Source organism: uncultured Methylobacterium sp. (assembly GCF_964251405.1).
Lineage (GTDB): Bacteria > Pseudomonadota > Alphaproteobacteria > Rhizobiales > Beijerinckiaceae > Methylobacterium.
The window spans coordinates 35,045-58,734 of the sequence record NZ_CAXUJR010000007.1 but is presented as its reverse complement, the minus strand read 5'-3'; the positions used below and the strand labels follow the sequence as shown (position 1 = coordinate 58,734).

Below are 23,690 nucleotides of genomic sequence, written 5' to 3'. Positions count from 1 at the left end.
TGTCGTATTCCGGACCGCGCAGCACGCCGTAATCGAGATCGGCCGCCTGCGCCGCCGGGACGCCAAGAAAGCTCAAGCCTGCCAGAAGGGATACGGTCAGGATACGCATGGGTTCGTCCTCAAGGCGCGCCTCAATGGAAGATTGCTGAGCCTATGTCCTACTCCTAATTGAGTAACCTTAATGTTCCGTTGCCCGGTGGACGTTGCTCTGAATTGGCGGGGTGAAATCCAGGTCTTTGTCGGGCGCAGGATTGTTGGCGCGTAGACGCGAGAGGGCGGCGCGGACATCGTCCGCACCGCCCTCGCATCAGGCTCGCCTTCGAAGAGGCGGATCAGTCCTTGCGCTTCAGTACTTGCGAACGAGCGGAGCCGGCTCGTAGAGCGGCGGGAGAGCGGCCACGGCGACGCCGCCGAGGAGCCAGCGCATGCCGATCTTGACGTCGTGGGAGGTGATGTCCTTGGCTTGATAGCTGGCGTAGACGCAGCCCGGATCGTTGAAGCAGGCGACGTTGCCCGACTTGACCGTGCCGAGGTTCATGTAGCGGTAGGCCAGTTCGAGGCTGACATTCGGCGTCACCGCGTAGGCGAGGCCGGCCTGGGCCGACCAGGCGAAGCTGCCGGAGTGCTTGTCGTTGGCGATACCGTATCCGCCGGTCGCGCCACCGGCGCCGACGTCGTTGAAACCGGCCATCTTGTGGAAGGCGTAGCCGACGCCACCGCCGACGAACGGCGTCACGCCGTGCCAGGTGCCGAGATCGATGTAGCCGTTGGCCATCACGACCACCGACGAGATGTTGCCTTTGTAGAGGTTGATCGACTTGTAGGGGTTGCCCTGAGCATCGAAGATCTGGCTGCCGTCGGCGGCGAAAGCGTTGAAGCTGTCGCTGAAGCTGATGTGGCTGCCGCCGCGATACTCGCCGGTGATGTCGCCGCGCAGGAAGTTGTTGAACTGGTAGCCGACGCCGCCGCCCGCGAAGAACTGGTCGGAAGCCGCCTTCTGGTCGATCTGGTAGGCCGGCGGAAGCGGGGAACCACCCGGAATGACCGTCTTGACCTGATCGACGCTCACGGCACCGACGCCGACATCGCCGCGCAAGTACCAGCCGCCGCCGATCTCCACCGGGAGGGGTTCGGGTGGCAGAGGCGGCAGGAGGTCGGCGGCATGTGCGAGGCAGGGCGCTCCCACGCTCACAAGGAGCGTGATCGAGCGCGCCAAAGCTGATTGCTTGGAGCGGCGCATGGGATATCCTTTACTCGATCGCGTGCCGGAAGCCTGGATGCCGGCCTGGATGACGAGAGGAAGGATGTTCGCTACAGGTTAAACGAGGCTTAACGTTAAAAGTTATCCTTGATGGATCTGTGCTGACTTGCCGAATTCCTTTGCCGTGGCGTAGCGAAGCCGCAACGGACGCATCTCTGGTACGGCATCCTTCACGATGACCTGCGCCCGGATCGGAGATCTTTCTCCATTGCGAACGACGGATCGCCGATCGAGATCTTAAGGAACCGTTCCAGATGCAGCCTCAAGACGTTCGTTCCCTGGCGCTCCTGCTGCCGGAGGTCGTCGAAGGCGCACACAAGGGCAACCCCGATTTCCGCCTCGGCGGACGCATCTTCGCGACGCTCTGGGTCGACGAGGACCGGTTGGTCGTCAGGCTGTCCGCGGACGACCTGTCGTCGCTGGCCGAAGCCGACCGGGACCTGCTCGAACCCGTGCCGGGTGCGTGGGGCCGGCGCGGCTGGACGAGCATCGACCTGCAGGAGGCGGACGAGGACGTCGTTCGCACGATCCTGATCGCGGCTTGGCGACGGCTCGCCCCCGCGCTCCTCGACGAGGCGCCCGAGCCGTAATCCCGTTCAGGCCGCGACCTTCGCGGCGACCCGTGCGACCGCGTCCACGACCTCGTCGACGACGGTGGAGACGAGGCTATGGTCGTCGCCCTCCGCCATCACGCGGATTACCGGTTCGGTGCCGGAGGGACGGATGACGAGGCGGCCTGAATTGCCGAGCCGCGCCCGCGCCTGGGCGATCGCCGTCACCACGCTCTCCTGCTGCAGCGGCTCGCCGGCGCCGTAGCGCACGTTGCGCAGGATCTGCGGCAGCGGGTCGAAGCAGTGGCAGACCTCACTCACAGGCCTCTCCTGGCGCTTGACCACGCTCAGAACCTGCAAGGCCGCCACAAGGCCGTCGCCGGTTGTCGCGTAGTCCGACATGATGATGTGGCCGGATTGCTCGCCGCCGAGGTTGTATCCGTGCTCGCGCATGTGCTCGAGCACGTAGCGGTCGCCGACCGCGGTGCGCGCGAGGGTGAGGTCGATGCCGGAGAGGTAGCGTTCGAGGCCGAGGTTTGACATGATCGTGGCGACGAGCCCGGGCTGCGTCAGCCGGTCGTCCTCCTTCCACGAGCGCGCGATCACCGCCATGAGCTGGTCGCCGTCGACCGTCTGGCCCTTCTCGTCGACGATGAGGACTCGATCGGCGTCGCCGTCGAGCGCGATGCCGATGTCGGCGCGCAGCTCGCGGACCTTGGCGGCCAGCGCGGCGGGCGCGGTGGAGCCGACGCCCCGGTTGATGTTGAAGCCGTCGGGCTCGACTCCGATGGCGATGACCTCGGCGCCCAGCTCCCACAGCGTCTCGGGCGCGACCCGGTATCCGGCGCCGTTGGCGCAGTCGACGACGACGCGCAGGCCGTCGAGGGTGACGTGACGCGGCAGGGTGCGCTTGGCGAACTCGATGTAGCGGGCATGCACGCTCTCGATGCGCTTGGCCCGCCCGATGTCGAGGGAGCCGGCGAGCCGCTTGTGGAGGGCGCCGTCGATCAGCGCCTCGATCTCGCGCTCGACCTCGTCGGAGAGCTTGAAGCCGTCGGGACCGAACAGCTTGATGCCGTTATCCTCGTAGGCATTGTGCGAGGCCGAGATCATCACGCCGATATCGGCGCGCATGGAGCGGGTCAGCATCGCCACCGCAGGCGTCGGCATCGGCCCGAGCTGGAGTACGTCCATCCCCACCGAGGTGAAACCGGCCATGAGCGCGGTCTCGATCATGTAGCCCGACAGGCGGGTGTCCTTGCCGATCACCACGCGGTGCCGGTGGTCGCCGCGTTGGAACACCAAGCCGGCGGCCTGTCCGACCTTGAGGGCGAGTTCAGGCGTGATCACGCCGTTGGCGAGTCCGCGAATGCCGTCGGTGCCGAAATACTTGCGCGACATGGTTTTCGTGTCCCGTCTTCTGTCCGTCACGATTGGGAGCTGGGTGCGTCTCACGGAACAGTCCTGAAATGCATGACCCTGAAGACGTCCCCACCCGGCCTGAAGATGAGGTTGCCGTCGGCAGCGGAAGCGGGCGAGCAGCCCCACGATCGGCGATGATCGTTAGCGGTATCTCAACATGACTGAGCCCGCCGGCGGCGGGCTCAGTCGGTCGTTCTGCAAGATCACACCGAGGATCACGCCTGCGGCTGAGGCTCCAGGCCGCCGTCGTTCTCGCGCGGGCGCCCACGGCCCGCCGACGGCACGGACGAACCGCGGATCGGGGTCGGTCCGTCGCCCGAGTCCCGGATCGGCGGCTTGCCGGCGATCAGGTTCTTGATCTCGTCGCCGGACAGGGTCTCGTATTCGAGGAGCCCTTGCGCCAGCGCCTCGAGATCGTCCTTGTGCTCGGCGAGGATGCGGCGCGCCTCCTCAAGGCCGGTCTCGACGAGGCGGCGGACCTCCCCGTCGATCTTCTGGGCGGTGGCCTCCGAGATCGTCTGTTGACGGCCCATCGACATGCCCAAGAAGACTTCGTCGTTGTTCTCGCCGTAAGCGACGGTCCCGAGCTCGGGCGAGAAGCCCCAGCGGGTCACCATCATCCGGGCCAGACGCGTGGCCTGCTCGATGTCGGACTGGGCGCCCGAGGTCACCTTATCGGCGCCGAAGGTCATCTCCTCAGCAATGCGGCCGCCCATCATGATCGCGAGGCGCGAGGTCATCTGCTCGTAGCTCATCGAGAGCTTGTCGCGCTCGGGCAGCTGCATGACCATGCCGAGCGCGCGACCGCGCGGAATGATCGTCGCCTTGTGGACGGGATCGGTGGCCGGCACGTTGAAGGCGACGATGGCGTGGCCGCCCTCGTGGTAGGCGGTGAGCCGCTTCTCGTCCTCGGTCATCACGAGGGTGCGCCGCTCGGCGCCCATCATGACCTTGTCCTTGGCGTCCTCGAACTCGTGCATCGTCACGATGCGCTTGCCGCGGCGCGCGGCCAGCAGCGCCGATTCGTTGACGAGGTTCATGAGGTCGGCGCCCGAGAAGCCCGGGGTGCCGCGCGCGATGACCTTGAGGTCGACGTCCGGCGCCAGCGGCACCTTGCGGACGTGGACGCGCAGGATGCGCTCGCGGCCGACGACGTCGGGGTTCGGGACCATGATCTGGCGGTCGAACCGGCCCGGACGCAGCAAGGCGGGGTCGAGCACGTCCGGACGGTTGGTGGCCGCGATGATGATCACGCCCTCGTTCGCCTCGAACCCGTCCATCTCGACCAGCAGCTGGTTGAGGGTCTGCTCGCGCTCGTCATTGCCGCCGCCGAGACCCGCGCCGCGGTGACGGCCCACCGCGTCGATCTCGTCGATGAAGATGATGCAGGGCGCGTTCTTCTTGGCCTGCTCGAACATGTCGCGCACGCGGGAGGCACCCACGCCGACGAACATCTCGACGAAGTCGGAGCCCGAGATGGTGAAGAACGGCACGTTGGCCTCGCCCGCGACCGCCCGGGCGATCAGGGTCTTGCCCGTGCCGGGGGGCCCGACGAGGAGCACGCCGCGCGGTATGCGCCCGCCGAGCCGCTGAAATTTCTGGGGGTCGCGCAGGAACTCGACGATCTCCTGGAGATCTTCCTTTGCTTCCTCGACGCCCGCCACGTCGTCGAAGCTGACACGGCCCGAGGCCTCGGTGAGGAGCTTCGCCTTCGACTTGCCGAAGCCCATGGCGCGCCCTGCGCCCGACTGCATCTGGCGCGAGAGGAAGATCCAGGCGCCGATGAAGACGAGGATGGGGAGCCAGCTCACGAGGAGCTGGATGAACCAAGGCGTGTTGTCGGACGGGGGACGCGCCGTGATCTGCACGCCCTTGCCCTGGAGCTTGGTCACCAGCATCGGGTCGTTCGGCGCGTAGGAGGTGAAGTTGCCGCCTCCGACATAGGTGCCGCTGACGTCCTGCCCCGAGATCACCACTGTCTGGATCTTGCCGGCATCCGCGTCGTTCAGGAGCTGGCTGTAGGCGATCTCACTTCCGCCGCCGCGGTGACCCGGATTCTGGAACAGGGTCACGAGCGCGAGCACGAGAAGGAAGATGACGACCCACAGTGCGAAGTTGCGGAAATTGGGGTTCATCGATCCATCCCTGGGGGCGTGCGGCGCACTGCGCGTACTCGCAGATCAATCCTGGCACGCAGAGCCAATGTAGGCAGCCAATCCCCCCTTGCCAAGTAAATCAGGCGGGCCTGCGGCAAGGCCGCCGTCGAGCGGCTGCGAAGCCGTGCGCCGCGCGGGGGCGATCCCGAAGGTCACGGCCCGCTGACGGGTCACGCTGACGAGAATTCCCGCCAGCGTCCGGCGGATCGCGGCTCCCGTCCGCATGGCGGGGACGAGGTCTTGGAGGACGAGCCGTTCGAGGCGCTCGAGCCGCACGGCACCCCCTGCGCCGGTCCGCACCAGGGCCTCGCCGACGACTCGCAGAAGCACCGCTTCGGGCAAGGCGAGCAGAGTCGCGCCGTCGAGCACCAGGTCACCGTCGCCCGGCACCGAGGCGGCCGCCAGAGCTGCCCTGCCCGCCAGCGCGAGGGCAGCCTCGTCGCGGGCGCTGCGCTGGGCCAGGCGGCACAGGCGCTCGGCCGTCAGACCTTCGCGGGCGAGATGCGGCATGAGGCGACGCAGGCGCGCCCTGCCGAAGCGATCGTCGCGGTTCGACGGGTCGTGGTCGTAGGCGAGGCCGTGCCCCTCGCAATAGGCGACGAGGTCGGCCTTCGGCAGTGTGAGGAAGGGCCGGCCGAGGCGCACGGTCGGGGCGAGGTCCCGTACCGGCGCCATCGCGGCGAGGCCCGCGGGCCCGCTCCCGGCGATGAGCCGCATGAGGACGGTCTCGGCCTGGTCGTCGCGCGTATGCCCTGTCAGCACCAGCCCTGCGCCGACCGAGCGGGCATGATCCGCCAGGAGCCGGTAGCGTGCGGCCCGCGCCGCCGCAGCGATGCCGGTCGAGGGCTTCGAGCCCGACCAGACCAGCGTCGCGTGAGGCAGGCCGAGGCGCGTCGCGGCTGAGCCGACCCGCTCGGCCTCTCGTGCCGATTCCGGGCGCAGGCGGTGATCGACGGTGGCGACGAAGAGGCCGGTCCGTCCCGACATGGCCGCCGCATGCATCAGGGCGGTGGAGTCGGGACCCCCCGAAACCGCCAGGACCACCGGTGCGCCATCGTCGAGGAAGGGTTGCAGCACGCGTGCCAGCGGGCACTCCGCCGGCGGGTCGCCGCTGCGGTCGGCGCTCACGCCGCGCAGCGCGCGCGCTTCTGCTCGCGTGCCACGTTCTGCCGGACATTGGCGCCGGCGGACGGGAACTTGCGCTCGAGCTCGGCCAGGGTGGCGCAGGCCTGCTCGCGGGCGCCCAGCGCGTTGAGCGAGGCGCCGAGCTTGAGCATGGCCTCGGGGGCCTGCGGCGAGCGCGCATAATCGGTGGACACCTTCAGGAACTGCTCGGCCGCCTCGCGGTTGCGGTTGCGCTGCAGGTAGCTCTCGCCGAGCCAGTAGGTCGCCGCCGGCACCTGCGGATCGCGGGGATGCGACTGGATGAACTGGCGCAGGCTCATCTCAGCCTGCTCGTACTGGCGCTGCTGCACGAAGGCGTAGGCCGCCTCGAAATCGGTCCGGGCGTCGCTGCTTCCGGTCGCGGCGACGCTGCCGCCGGGGCGTGGCGTCGCCAGGGTGCTGCCGGAGGAGGGAACCCGCGCCGGCGGCGTCAGGTCGACGGGGCCGCCGAAGCCGGGCGGCGGCAGGCCGGCCTCGTCCTCGTCGTCGGCTTCGACGACGGTCGGCGGGACGGTGCGGCTGCGTTGGGGCGGCGTGACGGCCTGAAGGGTGGCGATCGCGGCCGCGCTCTCGCCCGACGGAGTCGTATTGCCCAGGGGCAGCGGGGCGCCGGGGCGTCCGGGGTTCTGCTCGGGGTCGAAGGCGTCGCTGCGCTTCTGCGGCTTGGCTTGGCCCGGATTCGTGCCCGAAGGCGCGCTCGGCTTGGCGCCCTTGGTCTCGTTAAGGCGGAACTCGACGTCCTCCTGGAACTTCCGGAGCTGCTCCTTGAGCTGGCGGTTCTCGTATTGGAGCGTCTCGATCTGCCCTGCCATCTGGCGCGACTGGTTCTCGATGCGGCTGAGGCGCACCACGAGATCGCTGGCGTCCTGCGCCGCAGTCGGAGCGACCGCGAAGAAGCCGAGACATGTGGCGAGCAGAAGACGGCGAAGCATGGCTATGGGCACCGGTGATCGTATCGGAGATGGGCCGGGTCCGGGCCGGACCGGCTGGCGCGGCGGGACCGCGCGATCATCCAATGCGCCGCGCCGCGGCGAAATTGCGGCGCGTGTCGCGATACCGCGTGTCAGGTTCCGGCGCCGCGATCCAGCACCGTCACCGCGCGGCGGTTCTGCGACCAGCACGAGATGTCGTTGCACACGGCCACCGGCCGTTCCTTGCCGTAGGACACGGTGCGGATGCGCCCCGAGGCGATGCCGCGCGAGGCGAGGTAGTCGTTCACCGATTGGGCCCGGCGCGCACCGAGGGAGAAGTTGTACTCGCGGGTGCCGCGCTCGTCGGCATGTCCCTCGATGAGGAAGGTGTAGCGCGGATAGCGCTGGAGCCACTGCGCCTGCTTGTCGAGGGTCGCCGTCGCCGTGGGGGTCAGATCCGTGGAGTCGGATTCGAAGAAGACCCTGTCGCCGATATTGACGACGAAATCCTGGGCGCTTCCGGGCGTGCCGGCGCCGCCACCGAAGCCGGAGGCGTCGGCGAGGTCCTTGTCGTTGGTGCAGGCACCCACGCTGAGGGCGGCGCAGAGAGCCGCCACCAGCGGGAGCACGCGGAAGCGGGACGTCATCACCATGATCCTGTTCTCCCGGGCTCGGCCGACCGGCCGGCGCCCCTCACGTTCGTCGGTGGTCGCTCGATATCGGCGAACCATGCCGCCGTTTCTAGAGCGGTCCGGTTAAGCGAAGGTTCCGTCAACCTTGACGCCGCCTTTCCGGATCATCGCCGCGTGCGACGGCGCACTGGAACGCGTTCATGCACCACCCTCACGGGGAAATCGGGGCGGACCCGCGGCACGCCATTCCGCGCCGTGAGATCCGGTGCCGGTGCTGCATCTCGGCCATGGCCCAGGCTGCAAAATCATCGACGCACTCGGGCCGAGCATCGAGAAAAACTCGAAACCGTCGAGGGAGCCGAAGGGCGTTGAGGCTCGGTTAACGTGTATCGTCCAATCGTTTTCGCCTTGAAAGCGAATGGCTGCCATGGACCGCAAACCCGTCGTCCTCATCGTCGAGGACAACTACGTTCTCCTCGAGATGCTCACCAACCTGTGCGAGCGGGAGGGCATCACGGTCGTGTCGGCGTCGAGCGGCGAGGATGCCCTGACGTACCTGCGCGAGAATGGCGCTACGGTCGATTGGCTCTTCACCGATATCAACCTTCCCGGTCTCATCGACGGATGGACGGTTGCCGAAGCCTACACGTCGCTCAATCCCGGCCGGCCCGTCATCTACGCGTCGGCGGCGCGCCGGCCGAAGCGGGCCTGCCTGGAACGCAGCGTCTTCCTTCGCAAGCCCTTCCTGGTCGCCGAGATCGTCGAGCTCGCACGGATGATGGCCGCTCCGACCTCGATCGACGACCTCCTCGCGGTCGCCTGACGTCCTTCGTCAAGGCGATCCGGCACCCTCGAACAGCGCCACGATCTCCGGCGTGCCGAGCCATGCGTCCACGCGCTCGCAGGCGAGGGCGGCGGCACCCTGCGCCGCGTACAGGACGAAGCTCGCGGCAACGAAGCCCGGCAGGTCGTAGAGCGCCGGAAAGACGGCCGGGCGCGGTTTCGCCTTGAACAGGAATCCGCCGTCGAGGCCGTAGACCTCGGCAACCCCTGGATAGATCGGCCAGACCACGTCGCGGGCGAGATCGTCGGCGAGGTAGTCCTCCACCGCGATCGGCTCGGGCGGGATGCCGCTGCGGGCAAGGAGCCTGCGGGCGATATCGGCGTGGACGAAGATCTTGGGATGGTTGAGGACGTGCATGAAGACGCCCCTTCGTGTCCAGCGCGCCAGCTCCTCGTCCAGGTCGAACCCGATCGCCCGGGAGGTCGCCGCGAGATCAGCGGCGGCGGCGTTCCAGCTATCGAGGTAGCCCAGAGCCACGAAGACCTCACGCCTGTAGAGCGTGACCGTCCGTCCGACGTCGAGGCCGAGGAGGTAGGCGCACAGGGCGATCGCCGAATGGTAGTGCCCTAGGGGCGACCGCGCGAGATCGCGGGCTCCGGGCTTCCCCGTGCCGCCGGCATAGACCGCGTCGGGATGGAACGCGGAGAAGACGATGGTCGGGAAACGGATGATCCGCCCGTCAAGGCGGCACAGCTCCTCACTGCCGCCCTCGAGCAGGGTCGGCGGGATCTGCTGCGTATGGACATGGTCGTATGCGGCGAGAGCCTCGGCGAGATGGGTGGCGCTGCCGTAGCGACGCGCGAGCGAGGTCATCGGCAGGTGGGTGACCGGGCTCGCCGGCACCAGCACTCGCAGCGCCTGGGCGATCTCGCGCGCCTGGCAATTGCCGATGACGGCAATGCGCGGACCGGTCCTTTCCCGGTCCTCGCGCCGTCGAGGACCGCGCCATAGCGCCCGCACCGCGCGCCACGGCAGGGTTTGCACGGCCAGCGACAGGAATGGGACTGCCGCGCGACGAGACCGACGCCCCGACAACGACGCGGCGATGCCTCGCATTCCGGCGAGGGTACGGAGCCCGGACAAGCGCGCGATTATTGCAAGTGGTGTGCGTAGGTGTCGCCGGCCTGCCGCTTCAAATCCGCGCCCGCCTCCCGGCCGATCCGCGCCGCATCGCTCACAGGACCGGCCCCCGAGACCGCCCAATGGGCGCTGCCGTCGGGCAGGAACAACAGGCCGTCGAGGGCGAGGTGGTCGCCGGTGATGCGGGCGAGCGCCGCGATCGGCGTCCGGCATGACCCGTCGAGTTCGGCGAGAAGACCGCGCTCGGCGGCGAGCTCGGCCGTCGCCGTCGCCGAGACCAGCGGTGCCAGCAGGGCGCGGACATCGGAATCACCCTCGCGGCACTCGATCCCGAGGGCGCCCTGCGCCACGGCCGGCAGCATCTCGTCGACCTCCAGCACGCTGCGGGCGACATCGGCCATGCCGAGGCGCTCCAGCCCACACAGGGCCAGAAGCGTGGCGTCGCAGGTCCCCTCCTCCAGCTTGCGCATGCGGGTATTGGCATTGCCGCGCAGCGGGACGATGCGCAGGTCCGGGCGACGCATCAGAACCTGCGCTGCCCGTCGCAGCGACGAGGTCCCGACCCGGGCGCCGGGCGCGAGGTCCGACAGATGCGCCACGTCCCTGGCCAGGAAGGCGTCTCGCGGGTCGTCCCGTTCCAGGATGCAGGCGATGACGAGGCCCTCGGGCAACCAGGTCTCGACGTCCTTCATGGAATGGACCGCGACGTCGACGACATCGGCGTAGAGCGCTTGTTCCAGTTCCTTGGTGAACAGCCCCTTACCGCCGATCTCCGAGAGCGGCCGATCGAGGATGCGGTCGGCCACGGTGTTGACCACGACGATCTCGGTCTCGAGGCCGGGATTGGCGGCCACGATCTTGTCGCGGACCATTCCGGTCTGGGCCAGCGCCATCGGGCTACCGCGGGTACCGATGCGAAGGGGACGCTGGATCATGGATTGGCGCGCTCTCGAAGGGTCGCTTGCGACGGCGGGACTGACGCCTTGGTACGCAACCCTTGCGCACCTGTCACCGCCCGCCGGCACCGTCTTCGACCGCCCGCCCTGGCGTATCCCGCCCGTTTGCCTGCCGGTTGTTCGCGATAAAGCTCTCCGCGAAGGATGAGGAAGGATGGCATTGCATGTGCTGCCTTAGGAGAAAGACAGGGATTTCCACTTAACAATGTTTCGAAAGAAAGCGGGGCGAGGCGCATGCGGACGAGCGCGGCGAAGGATCATGGCGGCTCCGGTGGCGAATACAGTCGCTACGATCCTGCCGACGACGACGACTTTTACGAGCATCGTCATCCGACATCCGGCGATCGCCCGCAGCGGCCGCCTGGCCTGTTCTGGCGGATGGTTCGGCTCGTTCGGCTTCTCGTCTTTATCCTGCCGCTGAGCCTGATGCTGATCGGTTCCTTCGTTGTCGACTGCCGCAACCGGTCCGGAAACGGGTTCCTCCCCGATATCGTGAGGGCGAGCGCCTGCGCGCGGGAGGATTTGACCGGACATCTCTCTGGAATGAGCGAGACGATGCGGACGATCTCACGCGCGATTCGCTGAAACCACCGAATTCCGATGTCGCCCGACCAGGAGGACGAACGCCTGAGCGGCAAGACGGGCAAACTCAACAGTATCTTAGGATATGACGATCACGCTCCCGTGATCGCTGGCCGGCGGTTTTCTGAGCGAGCTGACCATGAGACTGAACCGGGCAGGACAAGATTTTCCGCAAGGTGCCGAAATCGGCTTGCTCCAGCAGCGCCTCGCCGGGCTGTCGTCGGGCGATCCGAGGCACGTCGATCCTGACCGCGCCAGCCAGGATGCCCTGCGGCAGGAAGCCCGCGAGCGCCTGAAAGCCGGCGGCCACAATAATCGCCGTCAGGCGATGAGGCCCGGCGATGCCGAGGCCAAGGCCCGAGCCTCGAAGACTTGGCATCTCTGGGTCGTCTTCGACATCCTCCTCCTGCTCCTGATCGTGCCCCTCGTCGTCGCCGTACCTGTGGTGCTCGATTGCCGGCATAAACGGGATCACCCCGGCTTCTTCGCGGGGCAATCGTTCGAGGGATGCATCAGGGACGGGATCGCCGAGCGGTGGAGCATCCTCGATAGCCGCCTCAAGATGATCGTGCGCGGCTCCGGCCAGTAAGGGGTACCGACCGAAATTCATCGGCTCGATCAGAAGGCCTTGAGCGTCAGTTCCGTATGCTCGACGCTGGGCGGCGCCTCGAAGTACGGGGATACCAGCGCGCGATAATCCTTCCAGGGCTGGGAATTCACGAATGCGACCGTGTGGTCCTCGAGGGTATCCCACTCGATCAGCAGCCGATAGCGCTGCGGCTTCTCCGCCGAACGACGCAGCGCGAAGCTGCGACAGCCCTTGGCGTCCGCGAAATAGGCCGCGGCCTTGGCGATGCCGGCCTCGAAATCGGCTTCCGTGCCGGGCTTCACGTCGATCTGTGCGATTTCGAGGATCATGCGGCGTTCCCGGTTCTTTGAGGGTCCGTGAGGATCATTGCAGTGCCCGGCCGAGCTTGCGCGCCAGGATGCGTTGCGGGCTGCGCTCGGGATCGGCCTGATCGGCCACGGGCAGGTAGGCGGTCTGCTCCAGCATGTAGCGCCCGCCCATCGCGCCATGCATGACGAGGTCCGAGAAGGTCACCCAGGTCTGGCCGGGAGTGAACTCCACGTCGGCCTGCGGCGCCTGCGCCTGATACGCCTTGTCCTGCTTCAGCGCGTCGTGGAGATGGAGCATCAGGTGATCGTATTCGGAGCGCCGCGCCTTGGTGATGCGCAAGGCGGCGAGCAGCCGCGCCGAGAGCGGCGAGTAACCCGGCAGGCGCGGCAGGAACTTCTCGGCCATCGAGCCGAAATCCTCGCCCACCCGCCAGCGCCGCGGCTGCCCGTCGGGGTTGATGTTGCGGAAGATGCGCAGGATCCGCTTCTCGCCGATCGGATTCGACGGGAAGGCGTCGACGTGCAGGCGTGTGTCGTCGCGGCGCCAGCTCAGCTTGCGCTGGTCGACCTCGAACGGCCGGTACGAGGTGCCGGCGAGCGACACCTTCCCCGCATAGGCGGGCAGCCGGGTGCGGATCAGGTCCTCGGCGAAGGCGCGGTAGCGCATCAGCAGGGCGCGCAGGGCCGCCTGTTCCTCGGCGGTGCCGGCCGCTCCCTTGAGCGTCGCCGCCTCGCCCCGGATGTTGACGTTCTTGGCCTTGCCGTCGGCGAAGGGACGCTCGACGAAGCGGCGCTCGAACGCGCTCAAGGGGAAGTCGAGGTCGGGGAACAACAGCACCGCCCCACCTTCGAGGGCGTCGACGAGGCCCGCCGTGCCGGAGGCGGGGCCGCCGGCCGAGGTGCCGACCTTGGGCACGGACACGATCGGGCTGATCATCGGGGTGGGTCTCCTGGCGGCGACAGGGTCGGGGGTGTAGCCGATCGGGCGACCGGAGGCCAAGGGGCGGTTCATATCGTCGGTGGCGCGGTTTGCGGTGGATGACCGGACGCCGCGGTTGCCATGGCGGCATGCCGGGCTCACGATCTTGCGCGCAACCGGCCCGTGCCGCGCCACGTTGAGCGCATGTGCGCGGCCGCGCCGAGCCGACGGGGATGACGCCGATGGCAACGTTGAAGGAATTCGAGGAGGCCCTGCGCGAGCAGGGCATGCTGATGGCGCTCGCCTTGCTCGAGCGGCTCCGCGAACGCGACCGTGCGACCCGGACGATCAAGCCCGCCCGCCGCCTCACCGGCCAGAAGATGACGCCGGAACTCGCCAGGGCCATTCTCGACCTCCACGCCTCGACGGGGATGACCCAGCAGGAGATCGCCTTCAAGGTCGGGGTCAACCAGGGCCGGGTCAACGAGGTCATCAAGCGCGGCAAGTGGCTCAACGACGATCCGCACTCGCCGGAAGCCGTCGCCCGCGACCGCGCCAAGGCGCGGATGCGTGGCGACGTGAAGCCGCGCCGGCCCGCGAGGCCGGCCGCTGCGGCAAAGGCAGGAACGGCGAAGCCGGCGCGGCGACCACGGTCGGCTGGCCCGCAGGGACAGCTCCTGCTCGGGGACCTGTAGCAGCGCCGGATCGCCGCGCTCAGAACTCCATCGATCCTTGCAGGGTTTTCCTTCCATCATCGGAATGGGAGATGCTGATGGGACTTTCCAACGCCATTCGATCTTTGGTCGCTCTCGCAATCGCGGCCTGCGCATCTGCAGCGCAGGCTCAGCGCGCCTCGACCGTGGACATGACCTGCCGCCAGGCGCAGGGAACGGTCTCCCAAGCCGGCGGCATCGTCCTCGGGACAGGGGGACCGACCTACGACCGCTTCGTGCGCGACCGTGGGTTCTGCGAGGTGACGGAGATCACCACGCGTGCCTTCGTGCCGACCCGCGACACGCCGCAATGCTTCGTCGGATACCGCTGCAAAGAGCCCGGCCGTGGGGACCGTTTCGGCTCGGGGTTCTGACGCGAACGAAAAACGCCCCGGCTCACGGCCGGGGCGCTCCGCGCAATGGACCTAGCGTCGGCGACGCCGCAGGATTAGGCGGCCTGCTGGGCCTTACCCTCGATCACCGGCTTCGCCTGGGTGGCGGCGGAGGCGATCTGGATGTGGCGCGGCTTCTTCGCCTCCGGGATCTCGCGCACGAGATCGATGTGGAGAAGGCCGTGCTCGAGGGCGGCTCCCGTCACCTGCACGTAGTCGGCAAGCTGGAAGCGACGCTCGAAGCTGCGAGCGGCGATGCCCTGATGCAGGATCTCGGACTTCGCATTGGCCTCGGCCTTGCGCTCGCCCTTCAGGGTCAGCGCATTCTCCTTGACCTCGATCGACAGATCGGACTCCGTGAAGCCCGCGACCGCGACGGTGATCCGGTAGGCGTTCTCGCCCGTGCGCTCGATGTTGTAGGGCGGATAGGTCGGGACCCCGTCGCTGGCCACGAACTGGTCGAGGGCCGAGAACAGACGGTCGAAACCGACGGTGGAGCGGTAGAGGGGTGCAAGATCGAACTGGCGCATCACATATTCTCCATAAGAAGCAACATGCATAGGAAGGTCCGCCCGAGGGCCGAACCGGTGTACCGCCGTATTGGCCGGTACGGGATTGAGATCGGTGCCGTCCTCGAACCTTGCAAGAGCCCCGCGCAAGCTTGCGGGTGAATTTTTCCGGTGCCTTCCCGCGAGATCCGAACCCGCCGATGCTCACCCTGCGCGACACCCCCGGAAACCCGGTTCCCCCCGGCGCAACGCTCCTGCCGGTCCGGACCGAGGACGGCATCGAACTGCGCGCGGCCCATTGGCGGCCGACCACGCGCACGGTGAGGGGGACCGTGTGCCTGCTCCAGGGCCGTGCCGAGTTCATCGAGAAGTATTACGAGACGATCGCCGATCTGCGCGGCCGGGGCTTCGCCGTCGTGGCCTTCGATTGGCGGGGACAAGGCGAATCCGCCCGCCTCGTCGCCGATGCCCATTGCGGGCATGTCGGCCGGTTCGACGAGTATCGCCTCGATCTCAAGGCGATCGAGGACGCCGTGCTGCGGCCGCTGATGCCGCATCCCCATCTCTGCCTCGCCCATTCCATGGGCGGCGCCGTCGCGCTGACCGGAGCCATCGAGGGCTGGCTCCCGTTCAGGCGAATCGTCAGCGTGGCGCCGATGCTGGGCCTGACCATGGTGCGCTGGCCGCGCCTCTCATCGGCGGTCGTCCGATTCCTTCAACAACTCGGCCTGGGGCAGCGCTACATCCTTTTCGGCAGTGCCGTGTCGATCGCCACGAAGCCCTTCGGGCGAAATCGCCTCAGCGGCGATCCCGTGCGCTATGCCCGCAACGCCGAGGCAGCCCGCACGGTGGGAGCGGGCGCCGTCGGCGATCCGAGCATCGCCTGGGCGGCGGAAGCCTTCCGCACGATGGAGCGCCTGCGCGACCTGCGCCTCGCCGCTGCGATCAAGATCCCGACCCTGATCGTGGCGGCGGGGGCCGATCCCGTCTGCTCCACGAGGGCGACGGAGCGTTTCGGGGCGCGGATGCGGGTCGGCGACGTCATCGTCCTGGCCGGTGCCCGCCACGAGATCCTGTCGGAAAGCGATGCGATACGAGAGCCGTTCTGGGCCGCCTTCGACGCTTTCATGCCCGGCACGCCGGTGGCGGATGCGCCCGCGCCGATGAGCCCGGCCCAGAGCGCCTGAGCGCAACCCTCAGCCGTTCAGGATCGCCAGTGCCGCCTCGTGCAGGCGGCGGTCGCCGGCCGCGACGATGCGCCCGCCCTGGGCCGCCGATCCCCCATCCCAGGTCGTGACGATCCCTCCCGCCCCCTCGATGATCGGGATCAGCGCAACGATGTCGTAGGGCTTGAGACCGGCCTCCACCACGAGATCGATCTGGCCGGCCGCGAGCATGCAATAGGCGTAGCAATCGGTCCCGTAGCGCGAGAGCCGGACCCGGCCCTCCAGCGCTGCGAAGCGCTCGCGCTCGGTTCCCCCGGCGAACAGGCGCGGGTCAGTGGTCGCGAGTACGGCCTCGGACAGCGTCCCGAGCCGGCGGGTGCACAGCACACGGTCCCCGCGCGGTCCCTTCATCCTGGCGCTGCCTCCATCGCCCGAGAAAGTCTCGGCGAGATAGGGCTGGTGCATCAGCCCGCGCACGGGGATCCCAAGGCGCGTCAGGCCGATCAGGGTGCCCCAGGTCGGCAGGCCGGCAACGAAGGCACGGGTCCCGTCGATGGGATCGAGTACCCAGACATATTCCGCATCGAGACGGTCGTCGCCGAACTCCTCGCCAAGGATGCCGTGCGTCGGGAAGGTCCTGGCGATCAGCTTGCGCAGGGTGAGCTCCGCGGCCCGGTCGGCCTCCGTCACTGGGTCGAAGGCGGCGGTTCCCCGTGTTTTGTCGTCCATCCCGAAGGCGGCACGGAAGAAAGGCAGGATGGCCTGGCCGGACTGGGCGGCGAGGTCATCCATGAAGCGGGCGAGATCGACGACACCCATTGCACATCCCCCTGCCGGCGCGACCGACGGCGAGGCAAGCCGTGGGAGCGAGCCAGCGTCAAGGGCTTTTTACCGAGCGTCACGCTCGCCGCGGAGGGTCAGACCTGGGCAGGCACCGGGGCTTCGATCACCCGCTCGACCAGAAGGTCCGTTGGCTTAATGGCCGCCGGCGGTGCCGGCTCGATGGTGATCGCTGGGCCCGGTGCCTCGGAGGCCGCCGTCGCGACGGCGTCAAGGGACGAGCGGAACGACATCAGGTAGTGGTCGGCTCCGATCGCCTTGCGTGCCGCTTCGTCGTCGAGGAGGGCATCGTCCGTCTGCCAGAGGCCGACCGCGAGTCGCGTGTCCGGCATGCGCCGCCTCAGCCGCGATGCGAGGCGGCGCAGATGCGTCGGCTCGCCGTTGATCGCCAGCGACACGACGCAGATCATCCGGACCGGACCCGGCTCGAACTCGTCGATCTTGACCCGCGACACCTCCGAGAAGGGAACGATCCGTGTTCCGAACCCGCGCTTGACCAGGAGCTGGGCCAGGATGGCGCAGGCGGCCTCGTCCACGAAGCTGCGGCCGGCGACGCACAGGACCGCGCCCTGTTGACGCCAGGCCGACGGCACCTCGGCGACGTCCTCGCTCGCCTCTGGCTCCACGCCGCTGTCGGCCATCTCGGCGACGAGCCCGCCGATGGAGGCGCGGATGTCGTTCTTCTGGTCGGCGGTGAGGACGCCGCGCACGGCGTCGCGCGCGGCGAGTTCGAGGCCCTTCAGGACGACATCGTCGTAGTAGCTCAGCAGCGAGCATTTCTGCAGCAGGAGCTCGGCATGCTCCTGCGCCTCCTCCGGGTCGTCGGCGAGGATGCGCTGGTAGAAGTTCTCCACCGGGGTCAGGGCAGGACGGTCGCCGAACAGCACCTCGAGGAATTCGAGCTTCTCGACGTGGCGCCCGAGCACCACCAGGCAGACCGTGAGCGGCGTCGCGAGCAGGAGGCCGACGGGTCCCCATAGCCAGGTCCAGAACAGGGCCGCGACCAGAACCGCGAAGGGCGACATCCCCGTCGACTGCCCGTAGAGCATCGGCTCGATGAAATGGCCGACGAGCGGTTCGAGGACGAGGAACAGGATCAGCGTCGAGATCACCATCGACCAGCCCGGGTCGACCGCCGCGGCGAGCACGAGCGGGAAAGCCGTCGAGACGACGGCGCCGATATAGGGGACGAAGCGCATCAGCGCCGAGAAGATGCCCCACAGGACCGGGTTCGGGACGCCGATGAAGTAGAGCCCGATGCCGACGACGACACCGAAGGCGGCATTGAGGGCGAGCTGGACCACGAAGTAGCGGCTCAGGCGCCTTGCGGCATCATCCATGGCCACCGTGGTCCGGTGCAGATCGTTCGACCCAGCGAGGCGGATCATGCGGTCGCGCAGGTCCTCCCGCTGCATCAGCAGGAAGAGCAGCACGATGAACACGATGCCGATGGTCGCCAGTGGATGGAGCACCGGCGAGAGCAAGGTGCTCGCGACCTCGATCGCGCCCGGCGGCCGTTCACGCACCTCGACCAGCATCGGCTTCTCGGGCGGCGCCTGGGTGGCCGCCGTGGGCGCGTCCTTCGGCTTCTCCTCCTGGCGGTCGCTCTCGCGCATCGACCGGCCGATATTGGCGACGTAATCCGTCATCCGGCCGGCCGGGCTGTCCTTGAGGCTCGCCACCTTCCGTTCGATGGTGGTGCGGTAGCGCGGCACGTCATCGGCGAGGTCTGCGAGCTGGACCCCGATGAGGGTCGCCAGGGCCGCGGCGATGCCGAGGGTGAGCAGGACCGACGTCGCCACCGCGAAGAAGCGACCGAGCCGCAGCTTGCGCAGCAGGTTCACCAGCGGTCCGAGCACGAAGGACAGGAGGATCGCGATCGCGATCGGGATCAGGACGTCGCGCGCGAAGTACAGCCCGGCGACGAGGACCGCGGTAACGATGAGGGGTGATGCGAGCATCTGGGGCGGCGTCTCGGCGGCCGCGATACGGGCTCCTCGCAACGGCGACAGCGGAGGCTTCGCGTTCGTTCTCGTGACCATGCCGGTACCGTCTGACGCTCCGCGGGTGTGTCACCCGGCCTAGCAACCCCGAAGCAACGACAAACGATCCCTCGTCCAGGCGGCATTCCTGACAGAGACGTGATCGCGTTCAGGCGCGTCGCGGGACGGCGAAAGCCACGAGGCGAAAGCCCCCCCGTTCAAGGACTTCGCGGACCGCACGCGCCGTCGCCACCGCGCCGGGATTGTCGCCGTGGACGCAGATCGTCTCGATGGTGACCGGGATCAGCCGGCCCGACCGGGTCTCGACGGCGCGCGCCTCCACCATCCGCGCCACCCGTCGGGCGACCGCCTCGCTGTCGTGGATCACCGCGCCCGCGAGGGTCCTGTCGGCGAGCTGGCCGTCCTCGCCATAGGCCCGGTCGGCGTAGATCTCGCGGACGACGCGCAGGCCCGCCGCCTCGGCGGCCCGTTCCGCGGCCAGCCCCGGCATCACCACGACGGGCAGGTCGCGGTCGACCGCCCGCACCGCCCTCGCGATGGCCGCGGCGGTGCCCGCCTCCCGGTTCGAGAGGTTCGCCAGCGCACCATGCGCCTTCACGTAGCCGACGCGGTGCCCCGCCAGGGCGGCGCAGGCGCAGAGCGCACCGATCTGATAGGCGACGTCGGCCTCGATCTCCGCCTCGCCCATGAGGATCGGGCGCCGGCCGAAGCCGCGGCGGTCCTCGAAGCCGGGATGCGCGCCGATGGCGACGCCCCGCGCCTTCGCTGCGGCGGCGGTCGCCACCATGATGGCCGGATCGCCGCCATGAAATCCGCAGGCGACGTTGGCCGAGGTGACGACGTCGAGGAGGGCCGCGTCGTCGCCGATCGAGTAGGGGCCGAAGCCCTCGCCGAGATCGGCGTTGAGGTCGATCGACCGAGATCCGTCGCCGTTGCCCGTCACGCGGAGCGGCCTCTCTCGGGTCGGAGCACCGCGCCGAAGGCTCGGCTCCCGTCACCGATGAGGCGGACCCCCTTTGGTTCGGATGCGATGAGAACGGGGGCAGATTCGATCATGACGGTGGGTCCCTTCGGCCACTCGTTTCCTCGACGAACAGGGTGACACGATCCGCCGGCGAAGCGAACGTTGCAGACGACCGATCAAGATCCGAAACGGTCTTGCCGGCGCAGTGCCGAAGAAAATGTCGCTCCGGTACCAGATTCATTCCAGGGCGATGGCCGCTGGCAGACCGACGGTCTGGAATCGTGAAAATGATCGCACCATGCTCGAATATTCCGCTGCACCTTCCGTCGCCATGATTTTCCGTGGCCATTCTCGCAAACATAATAACGAATACGGAGCCGGCATTGTCACGATCTGCTTCGGTGTCGCCTATACGCCAAGATCCTAGGGTTATGAGCGGGCCAGTCGTCATCTGCCTATATTATCATCAGTTCCGACCCTATGGTTGTAATGGGGCATATTTTTACCCAGTGGTAACTCCCGTTGCTGGATAAAGGCATGGATATTCGATGAGGAAAGGTCTCCCCGGTGACCGGTTCGATCAGCCATGGCATCTCATCAAACGAGACGGCACGCACGTCTCCCGAGGCGGGATCGAGCCTGTCGAAGGTCGCCGACGAGATCGGTGAGATCAAGCGGATCTCCTCCGACAAGAGCCGCCGCATCCAGGGGATCACCGGACAGGTCAAGATCCTGGCCCTCAACGCCCTGATCGAGGCTGCCCGCGCCGGCGAGATGGGCCGCGGCTTCTCCGTCGTGGCCCAGGAGGTGCGGGCGATCGGGTCGGAGATCGAAGGCATCGCCAAATCACTCGAGGCCGAGCTGTCTGGCCGGATCGCTGGCCTTCAGGACCGTTTCCAGACCCTGGCGCAGGCCTCAGAGAACGACCGCCTCACCGATCTCGCCCTCAACGCGGTCGAACTGATCGACCGCAATCTCTACGAGCGGACCTGCGACGTTCGCTGGTGGGCGACGGACACCGCGATCGTCGAATGCGCCGCGGCCCCGACGCCGGAGCGCGTCACCTATGCGGCGGAGCGCCTGAGGGTGATCCTCGGCGCCTACACCGTCTATCTTGACCTGTGGCTGTGCGACCTCGACGGCCGGGTCGTCGCCCATGGCCGACCCGACGTTTACCCCGACGTGATCGGCCGCAGCGTCACCGCGGAGCCGTGGTTCCGCGAGGCCGCCGGCCTTCCCCACGGCGACGCTTATGTGGCCGCCGACGTCGCCCGCCAGCCCCTGCTCGGCGGTGCCCAGGTGGCGACCTACTGTGCCAGCATCCGCGCCGGCGGCAGCGCCAAGGGCCGGCCGCTCGGCGTGCTCGCCATTCATTTCGACTGGGAGGCCCAGGCCAAGGCGATCGTGGAGGGCGTGCGCGTGTCGCCGGAGGATCGGGCGCGCACCCGCGTCCTCCTGGTCGACGCCAAGGCGCGCGTCCTCGCCGCCTCCGACGGCGTGGGCGTTCTCACCGAGACCTTGAGCCTAGCGGCCGGCTCGCGGTCGAGTGGGGCGGACCGCGATCCGCGGACCGGCGCCGTGACCGCCTTCCACCGCACCCCCGGCTACGAGACCTATGCGGGCCTCGGCTGGTACGGGGTCATCGTGCAGAACCCTGCCGCCTGAGCCCGGCTCAGACCACGACGGGCATCGCCGCCATCTCGCCGGTTCCGAACACCCGCCGGTAGCGGGCGATCTCCGATTCCGGCCCGATCGCCTTCGAGGGGTTGTCGGAGATCTTCACGGTAGGGCGCCCGTCCGCGGAGATCACCTTGCAGACGATGGAGATCGGGTCAAGCCGCCCATCGGGAACGAGCCCCCGGAAATCGTTGGTGAGCAGCGTGCCCCAACCGTAGCCGATGCGCGTGCGCCCGTGGAAGCGGGCGTGGATGGCCTCGATGGTGTCGACGTCGAGCCCGTCGGAAAAGATCGCGAGCTTTTCGCGGGGGTCGGAGCCGCGCGAGCGCCACCAGCGGATGACTTCCTCGCCGCCCTCGATCGGCTCCTTCGAATCGATGCGGATGCCGGTCCAGGCATCGATCCAGGCCGGCGCCTGCGCGAGGAACCCGGTCGTGCCGTAGGTATCGGGCAGCATCACCAGGAGGTTGCCGGCATAATCCTGCTGCCAGTCCGAGAGCACGTCGTAGGGCGCCCGCGCCAGGGCTTCGTCGCCCTCGGCCAGGGCGGCGTAGACCATCGGCAGCTCGTGCGCGTTGGTGCCCACCGCCTCGACCTCGCGGCGCAGTGCGATGAGGCAGTTCGAGGTGCCGAGGAAGGCCTCACCCAGGCCCTCGCGCATCGCCTCGACGCACCAGTCCTGCCACAGGAAACCGTGGCGCCGTCGCGTCCCGAAATCCGCGATGGAGAGGTCGGGCAAGCGCTTCAGGCGCTCGATCTTCTCCCAGACGCGGGTCATGGCACGGGCATAGAGGACCTGCAGCTCGAACTTGCCCATGCCGCGAAGGACGCCGCGCGAGCGCAGCTCGTTGAGGATCGCAAGTGCCGGCACCTCCCACATGGTGGTCTCGAGCCACGGGCCGTGGAACGTGAGCACGTATTGCCCGTCGCGCGCCTCCAGCTCGTAGTCGGGCAGGCGGAAAGCTTCGAACCAGTCCATGAAGTCGGACGAGAACATCTGCCGGCGGCCGTAGAAGGTGTTGCCGCGCAGCCAAGTCGACTCGCCACGGCTCAGGCGGAGCGAGCGGGCGTGATCGAGCTGTTCGCGCAGCTCTCCCACATCGACGAAATCGGCCAGGCGGACGCTGCGGCTGCGGTTCTGGATGCCGAAGGTGACGGCGGTGTCGCGATGGCGGCGAAAGATCGTCTGCGCCATCAGGATCTTGTAGAAATCGGTGTCGAGGAGCGACCGGATGATCGGGTCGATCTTGAAGCTGTGGTCGTAGACCCGTGTCGCGAGATCGAGCATGTCCGTCAACGCAACCGACGCGGAGCCCCCTGCCCGCTGCGATCAGAGGCGCACGGGGCCGGCGGGCGAGTCAATCTCGTCCCGCCGGCGGAAGCCGTGCCTCAGGCCAGATCGACCTTCTTCGTCTCGGTCTTGGGCGACTCGCCCGTGACGGCGGCCTTCACGTAACCGTAGAGGTGGAGCATCGTGGAGTTGGGGCTGTCCCAGTACTCGCCCTTCTCGGGGTGGACGCGGATCAGGGCGACCTCCGGGTCCGACTTGCCGTTGGGGAACCAGGTCTTGAGGCTCTCCGACCATTTGTCGTTGATGATCGCCTGATCGCGCACGATCTCGGCCTTCCCCGCCACCGAGACGTAGGTCTGGCTCGACGGGTCGGAATAGGCGAGGTTGACCTGGTTGTCCCGGCTGATCTCGGCGGTCTTGGGGCTGTGGAGCTTGGTGAAGAACCACAGGTCGCCGGCCTCGTCGGTGTCCTGGCTCCACATCGGGCGGCTGTAGAGCTTCCCGTCCGCATCGGCCGTGGTCATCATCGCGACCTTGATGTCCTTGATCAGGTCGAACAGCTTCTTCGCGCCCTCGTGGTCGCGGTGATTGTGGTCGTGCATGGGGGATGGGCTCCGTTGGTCGGTGCGATCCGGAGGTCGCCGTGGCAGCCGGCCACGGTCCGGAAATCGTCTCGACAACGGACGGGCGCCCCGATGGTTTCGGCAGGGGCGCATTCTCGGGGAGTGGCCAGGTGGCCGTTCCGCTCGCGGATGCAGGG

At 68.0% G+C, this 23,690-nt stretch carries 24 protein-coding genes; 7 read left to right on the top strand and 17 right to left on the bottom strand.

From position 1 onward, the window contains the following. Nucleotides 1-346 precede the first annotated feature (346 nt). Nucleotides 347-1,240: an outer membrane protein gene (locus tag ACFE7U_RS02745; protein ID WP_375408194.1), complete on the bottom strand. Its 894-nt coding sequence runs from the start codon at nt 1,238-1,240 to the stop codon at nt 347-349. A gap of 275 nt (nt 1,241-1,515) precedes the next feature. On the opposite strand from ACFE7U_RS02745, the gene ACFE7U_RS02740 reads away from it, so the two are divergent. Continuing rightward, the gene (locus ACFE7U_RS02740) at nt 1,516-1,851 is read left to right on the top strand and encodes an MmcQ/YjbR family DNA-binding protein (RefSeq protein WP_375408193.1); all 336 of its coding nucleotides are present in this window, start codon (nt 1,516-1,518) and stop codon (nt 1,849-1,851) included. 6 nt (nt 1,852-1,857) lie between these two features. On the opposite strand, the gene glmM is transcribed toward ACFE7U_RS02740, so the two are convergent. The 5 genes from glmM to pal all read right to left on the bottom strand — a co-directional run bounded on the left by glmM (nt 1,858) and on the right by pal (nt 8,118). Next, complete coding sequence (glmM, locus tag ACFE7U_RS02735) at nt 1,858-3,213, bottom strand: phosphoglucosamine mutase (protein WP_375408192.1); 1,356 nt, start codon at nt 3,211-3,213, stop codon at nt 1,858-1,860. A gap of 236 nt (nt 3,214-3,449) precedes the next feature. Beyond that, nucleotides 3,450-5,369, bottom strand: a complete 1,920-nt coding sequence (ftsH, locus tag ACFE7U_RS02730) for an ATP-dependent zinc metalloprotease FtsH (RefSeq protein ID WP_375408191.1) — start codon at nt 5,367-5,369, stop codon at nt 3,450-3,452. 45 nt (nt 5,370-5,414) lie between these two features. Further along, entirely contained in the window at nt 5,415-6,518 is a 1,104-nt protein-coding gene (gene tilS, locus ACFE7U_RS02725; RefSeq protein ID WP_375408190.1) for a tRNA lysidine(34) synthetase TilS, read from the bottom strand. After that, complete coding sequence (gene ybgF / locus ACFE7U_RS02720; RefSeq protein WP_375408189.1) at nt 6,515-7,486, bottom strand: tol-pal system protein YbgF; 972 nt, start codon at nt 7,484-7,486, stop codon at nt 6,515-6,517. Before ybgF ends, tilS begins: the two co-directional genes overlap by 4 nt. Nucleotides 7,487-7,617: 131 nt before the next feature. Then, on the bottom strand, nt 7,618-8,118 hold the full coding sequence (pal, locus tag ACFE7U_RS02715; RefSeq protein ID WP_375408188.1) for a peptidoglycan-associated lipoprotein Pal: 501 nt from the start codon (nt 8,116-8,118) through the stop codon (nt 7,618-7,620). 406 nt (nt 8,119-8,524) lie between these two features. Here pal and ACFE7U_RS02710 point away from each other — a divergent pair, with 406 nt between their 5' ends. Further along, on the top strand, nt 8,525-8,920 hold the full coding sequence (locus ACFE7U_RS02710; RefSeq protein ID WP_375408187.1) for a response regulator: 396 nt from the start codon (nt 8,525-8,527) through the stop codon (nt 8,918-8,920). Between the two features lie 9 nt (nt 8,921-8,929). Here the strand turns inward: ACFE7U_RS02710 and ACFE7U_RS02705 are convergent, their stop codons facing one another. Together ACFE7U_RS02705 and hemC are read right to left on the bottom strand one after the other, a co-directional pair. Then, nucleotides 8,930-9,925, bottom strand: a complete 996-nt coding sequence (locus tag ACFE7U_RS02705; protein ID WP_375408186.1) for a WcbI family polysaccharide biosynthesis putative acetyltransferase — start codon at nt 9,923-9,925, stop codon at nt 8,930-8,932. Between the two features lie 107 nt (nt 9,926-10,032). Then, the gene (gene hemC, locus ACFE7U_RS02700; RefSeq protein ID WP_375408185.1) at nt 10,033-10,956 is read right to left on the bottom strand and encodes a hydroxymethylbilane synthase; all 924 of its coding nucleotides are present in this window, start codon (nt 10,954-10,956) and stop codon (nt 10,033-10,035) included. A 255-nt stretch (nt 10,957-11,211) separates the two neighbouring features. On the opposite strand from hemC, the gene ACFE7U_RS02695 reads away from it, so the two are divergent. Then, entirely contained in the window at nt 11,212-11,562 is a 351-nt protein-coding gene (locus tag ACFE7U_RS02695; RefSeq protein ID WP_375408184.1) for a hypothetical protein, read from the top strand. A gap of 64 nt (nt 11,563-11,626) precedes the next feature. On the opposite strand, the gene ACFE7U_RS02690 is transcribed toward ACFE7U_RS02695, so the two are convergent. Genes ACFE7U_RS02690 through ACFE7U_RS02680 form a run of 3 tightly spaced genes read right to left on the bottom strand, consistent with a single transcriptional unit; the run spans nt 11,627 to nt 13,393 of the window. Further along, nucleotides 11,627-12,169 carry a hypothetical protein gene (locus tag ACFE7U_RS02690; protein ID WP_375408183.1) on the bottom strand — a complete coding sequence of 181 codons (543 nt, stop codon included), beginning with the start codon at nt 12,167-12,169 and terminating at the stop codon, nt 11,627-11,629. A gap of 8 nt (nt 12,170-12,177) precedes the next feature. Then, the gene (locus ACFE7U_RS02685; RefSeq protein ID WP_375408182.1) at nt 12,178-12,477 is read right to left on the bottom strand and encodes an antibiotic biosynthesis monooxygenase family protein; all 300 of its coding nucleotides are present in this window, start codon (nt 12,475-12,477) and stop codon (nt 12,178-12,180) included. A 34-nt stretch (nt 12,478-12,511) separates the two neighbouring features. Then, complete coding sequence (locus tag ACFE7U_RS02680; RefSeq protein WP_375408181.1) at nt 12,512-13,393, bottom strand: Kdo hydroxylase family protein; 882 nt, start codon at nt 13,391-13,393, stop codon at nt 12,512-12,514. 224 nt (nt 13,394-13,617) lie between these two features. On the opposite strand from ACFE7U_RS02680, the gene ACFE7U_RS02675 reads away from it, so the two are divergent. Together ACFE7U_RS02675 and ACFE7U_RS02670 are read left to right on the top strand one after the other, a co-directional pair. Further along, nucleotides 13,618-14,070 (top strand): RNA polymerase subunit sigma-70, encoded by a 453-nt coding sequence (locus ACFE7U_RS02675; RefSeq protein ID WP_375408180.1) that lies wholly within the window; start codon nt 13,618-13,620, stop codon nt 14,068-14,070. A 77-nt stretch (nt 14,071-14,147) separates the two neighbouring features. Further along, complete coding sequence (locus tag ACFE7U_RS02670; protein WP_375408179.1) at nt 14,148-14,462, top strand: hypothetical protein; 315 nt, start codon at nt 14,148-14,150, stop codon at nt 14,460-14,462. 74 nt (nt 14,463-14,536) lie between these two features. Here the strand turns inward: ACFE7U_RS02670 and ACFE7U_RS02665 are convergent, their stop codons facing one another. Beyond that, the gene (locus ACFE7U_RS02665; RefSeq protein WP_375408178.1) at nt 14,537-15,010 is read right to left on the bottom strand and encodes an Hsp20 family protein; all 474 of its coding nucleotides are present in this window, start codon (nt 15,008-15,010) and stop codon (nt 14,537-14,539) included. Between the two features lie 179 nt (nt 15,011-15,189). Here ACFE7U_RS02665 and ACFE7U_RS02660 point away from each other — a divergent pair, with 179 nt between their 5' ends. Then, the gene (locus tag ACFE7U_RS02660) at nt 15,190-16,176 is read left to right on the top strand and encodes an alpha/beta fold hydrolase (RefSeq protein ID WP_375408177.1); all 987 of its coding nucleotides are present in this window, start codon (nt 15,190-15,192) and stop codon (nt 16,174-16,176) included. A gap of 9 nt (nt 16,177-16,185) precedes the next feature. On the opposite strand, the gene hisN is transcribed toward ACFE7U_RS02660, so the two are convergent. The 3 genes from hisN to ACFE7U_RS02645 all read right to left on the bottom strand — a co-directional run bounded on the left by hisN (nt 16,186) and on the right by ACFE7U_RS02645 (nt 19,941). Then, on the bottom strand, nt 16,186-16,974 hold the full coding sequence (gene hisN / locus ACFE7U_RS02655; protein ID WP_375408176.1) for a histidinol-phosphatase: 789 nt from the start codon (nt 16,972-16,974) through the stop codon (nt 16,186-16,188). Between the two features lie 98 nt (nt 16,975-17,072). Next, nucleotides 17,073-19,037 carry an AI-2E family transporter gene (locus ACFE7U_RS02650; protein WP_375408175.1) on the bottom strand — a complete coding sequence of 655 codons (1,965 nt, stop codon included), beginning with the start codon at nt 19,035-19,037 and terminating at the stop codon, nt 17,073-17,075. Between the two features lie 109 nt (nt 19,038-19,146). Further along, nucleotides 19,147-19,941 (bottom strand): LamB/YcsF family protein, encoded by a 795-nt coding sequence (locus ACFE7U_RS02645; RefSeq protein ID WP_375408174.1) that lies wholly within the window; start codon nt 19,939-19,941, stop codon nt 19,147-19,149. A 612-nt stretch (nt 19,942-20,553) separates the two neighbouring features. On the opposite strand from ACFE7U_RS02645, the gene ACFE7U_RS02640 reads away from it, so the two are divergent. Further along, nucleotides 20,554-21,627 (top strand): methyl-accepting chemotaxis protein, encoded by a 1,074-nt coding sequence (locus tag ACFE7U_RS02640; protein WP_375408199.1) that lies wholly within the window; start codon nt 20,554-20,556, stop codon nt 21,625-21,627. Between the two features lie 7 nt (nt 21,628-21,634). Here the strand turns inward: ACFE7U_RS02640 and ACFE7U_RS02635 are convergent, their stop codons facing one another. Continuing rightward, nucleotides 21,635-22,927, bottom strand: a complete 1,293-nt coding sequence (locus ACFE7U_RS02635; protein WP_375408173.1) for a nicotinate phosphoribosyltransferase — start codon at nt 22,925-22,927, stop codon at nt 21,635-21,637. A 101-nt stretch (nt 22,928-23,028) separates the two neighbouring features. Next, the gene (locus ACFE7U_RS02630; RefSeq protein WP_375408172.1) at nt 23,029-23,532 is read right to left on the bottom strand and encodes a pyridoxamine 5'-phosphate oxidase family protein; all 504 of its coding nucleotides are present in this window, start codon (nt 23,530-23,532) and stop codon (nt 23,029-23,031) included. Nucleotides 23,533-23,690 lie beyond the last annotated feature (158 nt).

Bases quoted from the DNA above. Each gene is read 5' to 3' on its own strand.
- pal (WP_375408188.1), bottom strand. From the start codon at position 8,118: ATGGTGATGACGTCCCGCTTCCGCGTGCTCCCGCTGGTGGCGGCTCTC.
- ACFE7U_RS02630 (WP_375408172.1), bottom strand. From the start codon at position 23,532: ATGCACGACCACAATCACCGCGACCACGAGGGCGCGAAGAAGCTGTTC.
- ACFE7U_RS02670 (WP_375408179.1), top strand. From the start codon at position 14,148: ATGGGACTTTCCAACGCCATTCGATCTTTGGTCGCTCTCGCAATCGCG.
- ACFE7U_RS02690 (WP_375408183.1), bottom strand. From the start codon at position 12,169: ATGAATTTCGGTCGGTACCCCTTACTGGCCGGAGCCGCGCACGATCAT.
- ACFE7U_RS02710 (WP_375408187.1), top strand. From the start codon at position 8,525: ATGGACCGCAAACCCGTCGTCCTCATCGTCGAGGACAACTACGTTCTC.
- ACFE7U_RS02740 (WP_375408193.1), top strand. From the start codon at position 1,516: ATGCAGCCTCAAGACGTTCGTTCCCTGGCGCTCCTGCTGCCGGAGGTC.
- hemC (WP_375408185.1), bottom strand. From the start codon at position 10,956: ATGATCCAGCGTCCCCTTCGCATCGGTACCCGCGGTAGCCCGATGGCG.
- ftsH (WP_375408191.1), bottom strand. From the start codon at position 5,369: ATGAACCCCAATTTCCGCAACTTCGCACTGTGGGTCGTCATCTTCCTT.
- ybgF (WP_375408189.1), bottom strand. From the start codon at position 7,486: ATGCTTCGCCGTCTTCTGCTCGCCACATGTCTCGGCTTCTTCGCGGTC.
- ACFE7U_RS02665 (WP_375408178.1), bottom strand. From the start codon at position 15,010: ATGCGCCAGTTCGATCTTGCACCCCTCTACCGCTCCACCGTCGGTTTC.
- ACFE7U_RS02660 (WP_375408177.1), top strand. From the start codon at position 15,190: ATGCTCACCCTGCGCGACACCCCCGGAAACCCGGTTCCCCCCGGCGCA.
- hisN (WP_375408176.1), bottom strand. From the start codon at position 16,974: ATGGGTGTCGTCGATCTCGCCCGCTTCATGGATGACCTCGCCGCCCAG.
- glmM (WP_375408192.1), bottom strand. From the start codon at position 3,213: ATGTCGCGCAAGTATTTCGGCACCGACGGCATTCGCGGACTCGCCAAC.
- ACFE7U_RS02695 (WP_375408184.1), top strand. From the start codon at position 11,212: ATGCGGACGAGCGCGGCGAAGGATCATGGCGGCTCCGGTGGCGAATAC.
- ACFE7U_RS02675 (WP_375408180.1), top strand. From the start codon at position 13,618: ATGGCAACGTTGAAGGAATTCGAGGAGGCCCTGCGCGAGCAGGGCATG.
- ACFE7U_RS02680 (WP_375408181.1), bottom strand. From the start codon at position 13,393: ATGATCAGCCCGATCGTGTCCGTGCCCAAGGTCGGCACCTCGGCCGGC.
- ACFE7U_RS02685 (WP_375408182.1), bottom strand. From the start codon at position 12,477: ATGATCCTCGAAATCGCACAGATCGACGTGAAGCCCGGCACGGAAGCC.
- ACFE7U_RS02745 (WP_375408194.1), bottom strand. From the start codon at position 1,240: ATGCGCCGCTCCAAGCAATCAGCTTTGGCGCGCTCGATCACGCTCCTT.
- ACFE7U_RS02635 (WP_375408173.1), bottom strand. From the start codon at position 22,927: ATGCTCGATCTCGCGACACGGGTCTACGACCACAGCTTCAAGATCGAC.
- ACFE7U_RS02650 (WP_375408175.1), bottom strand. From the start codon at position 19,037: ATGGTCACGAGAACGAACGCGAAGCCTCCGCTGTCGCCGTTGCGAGGA.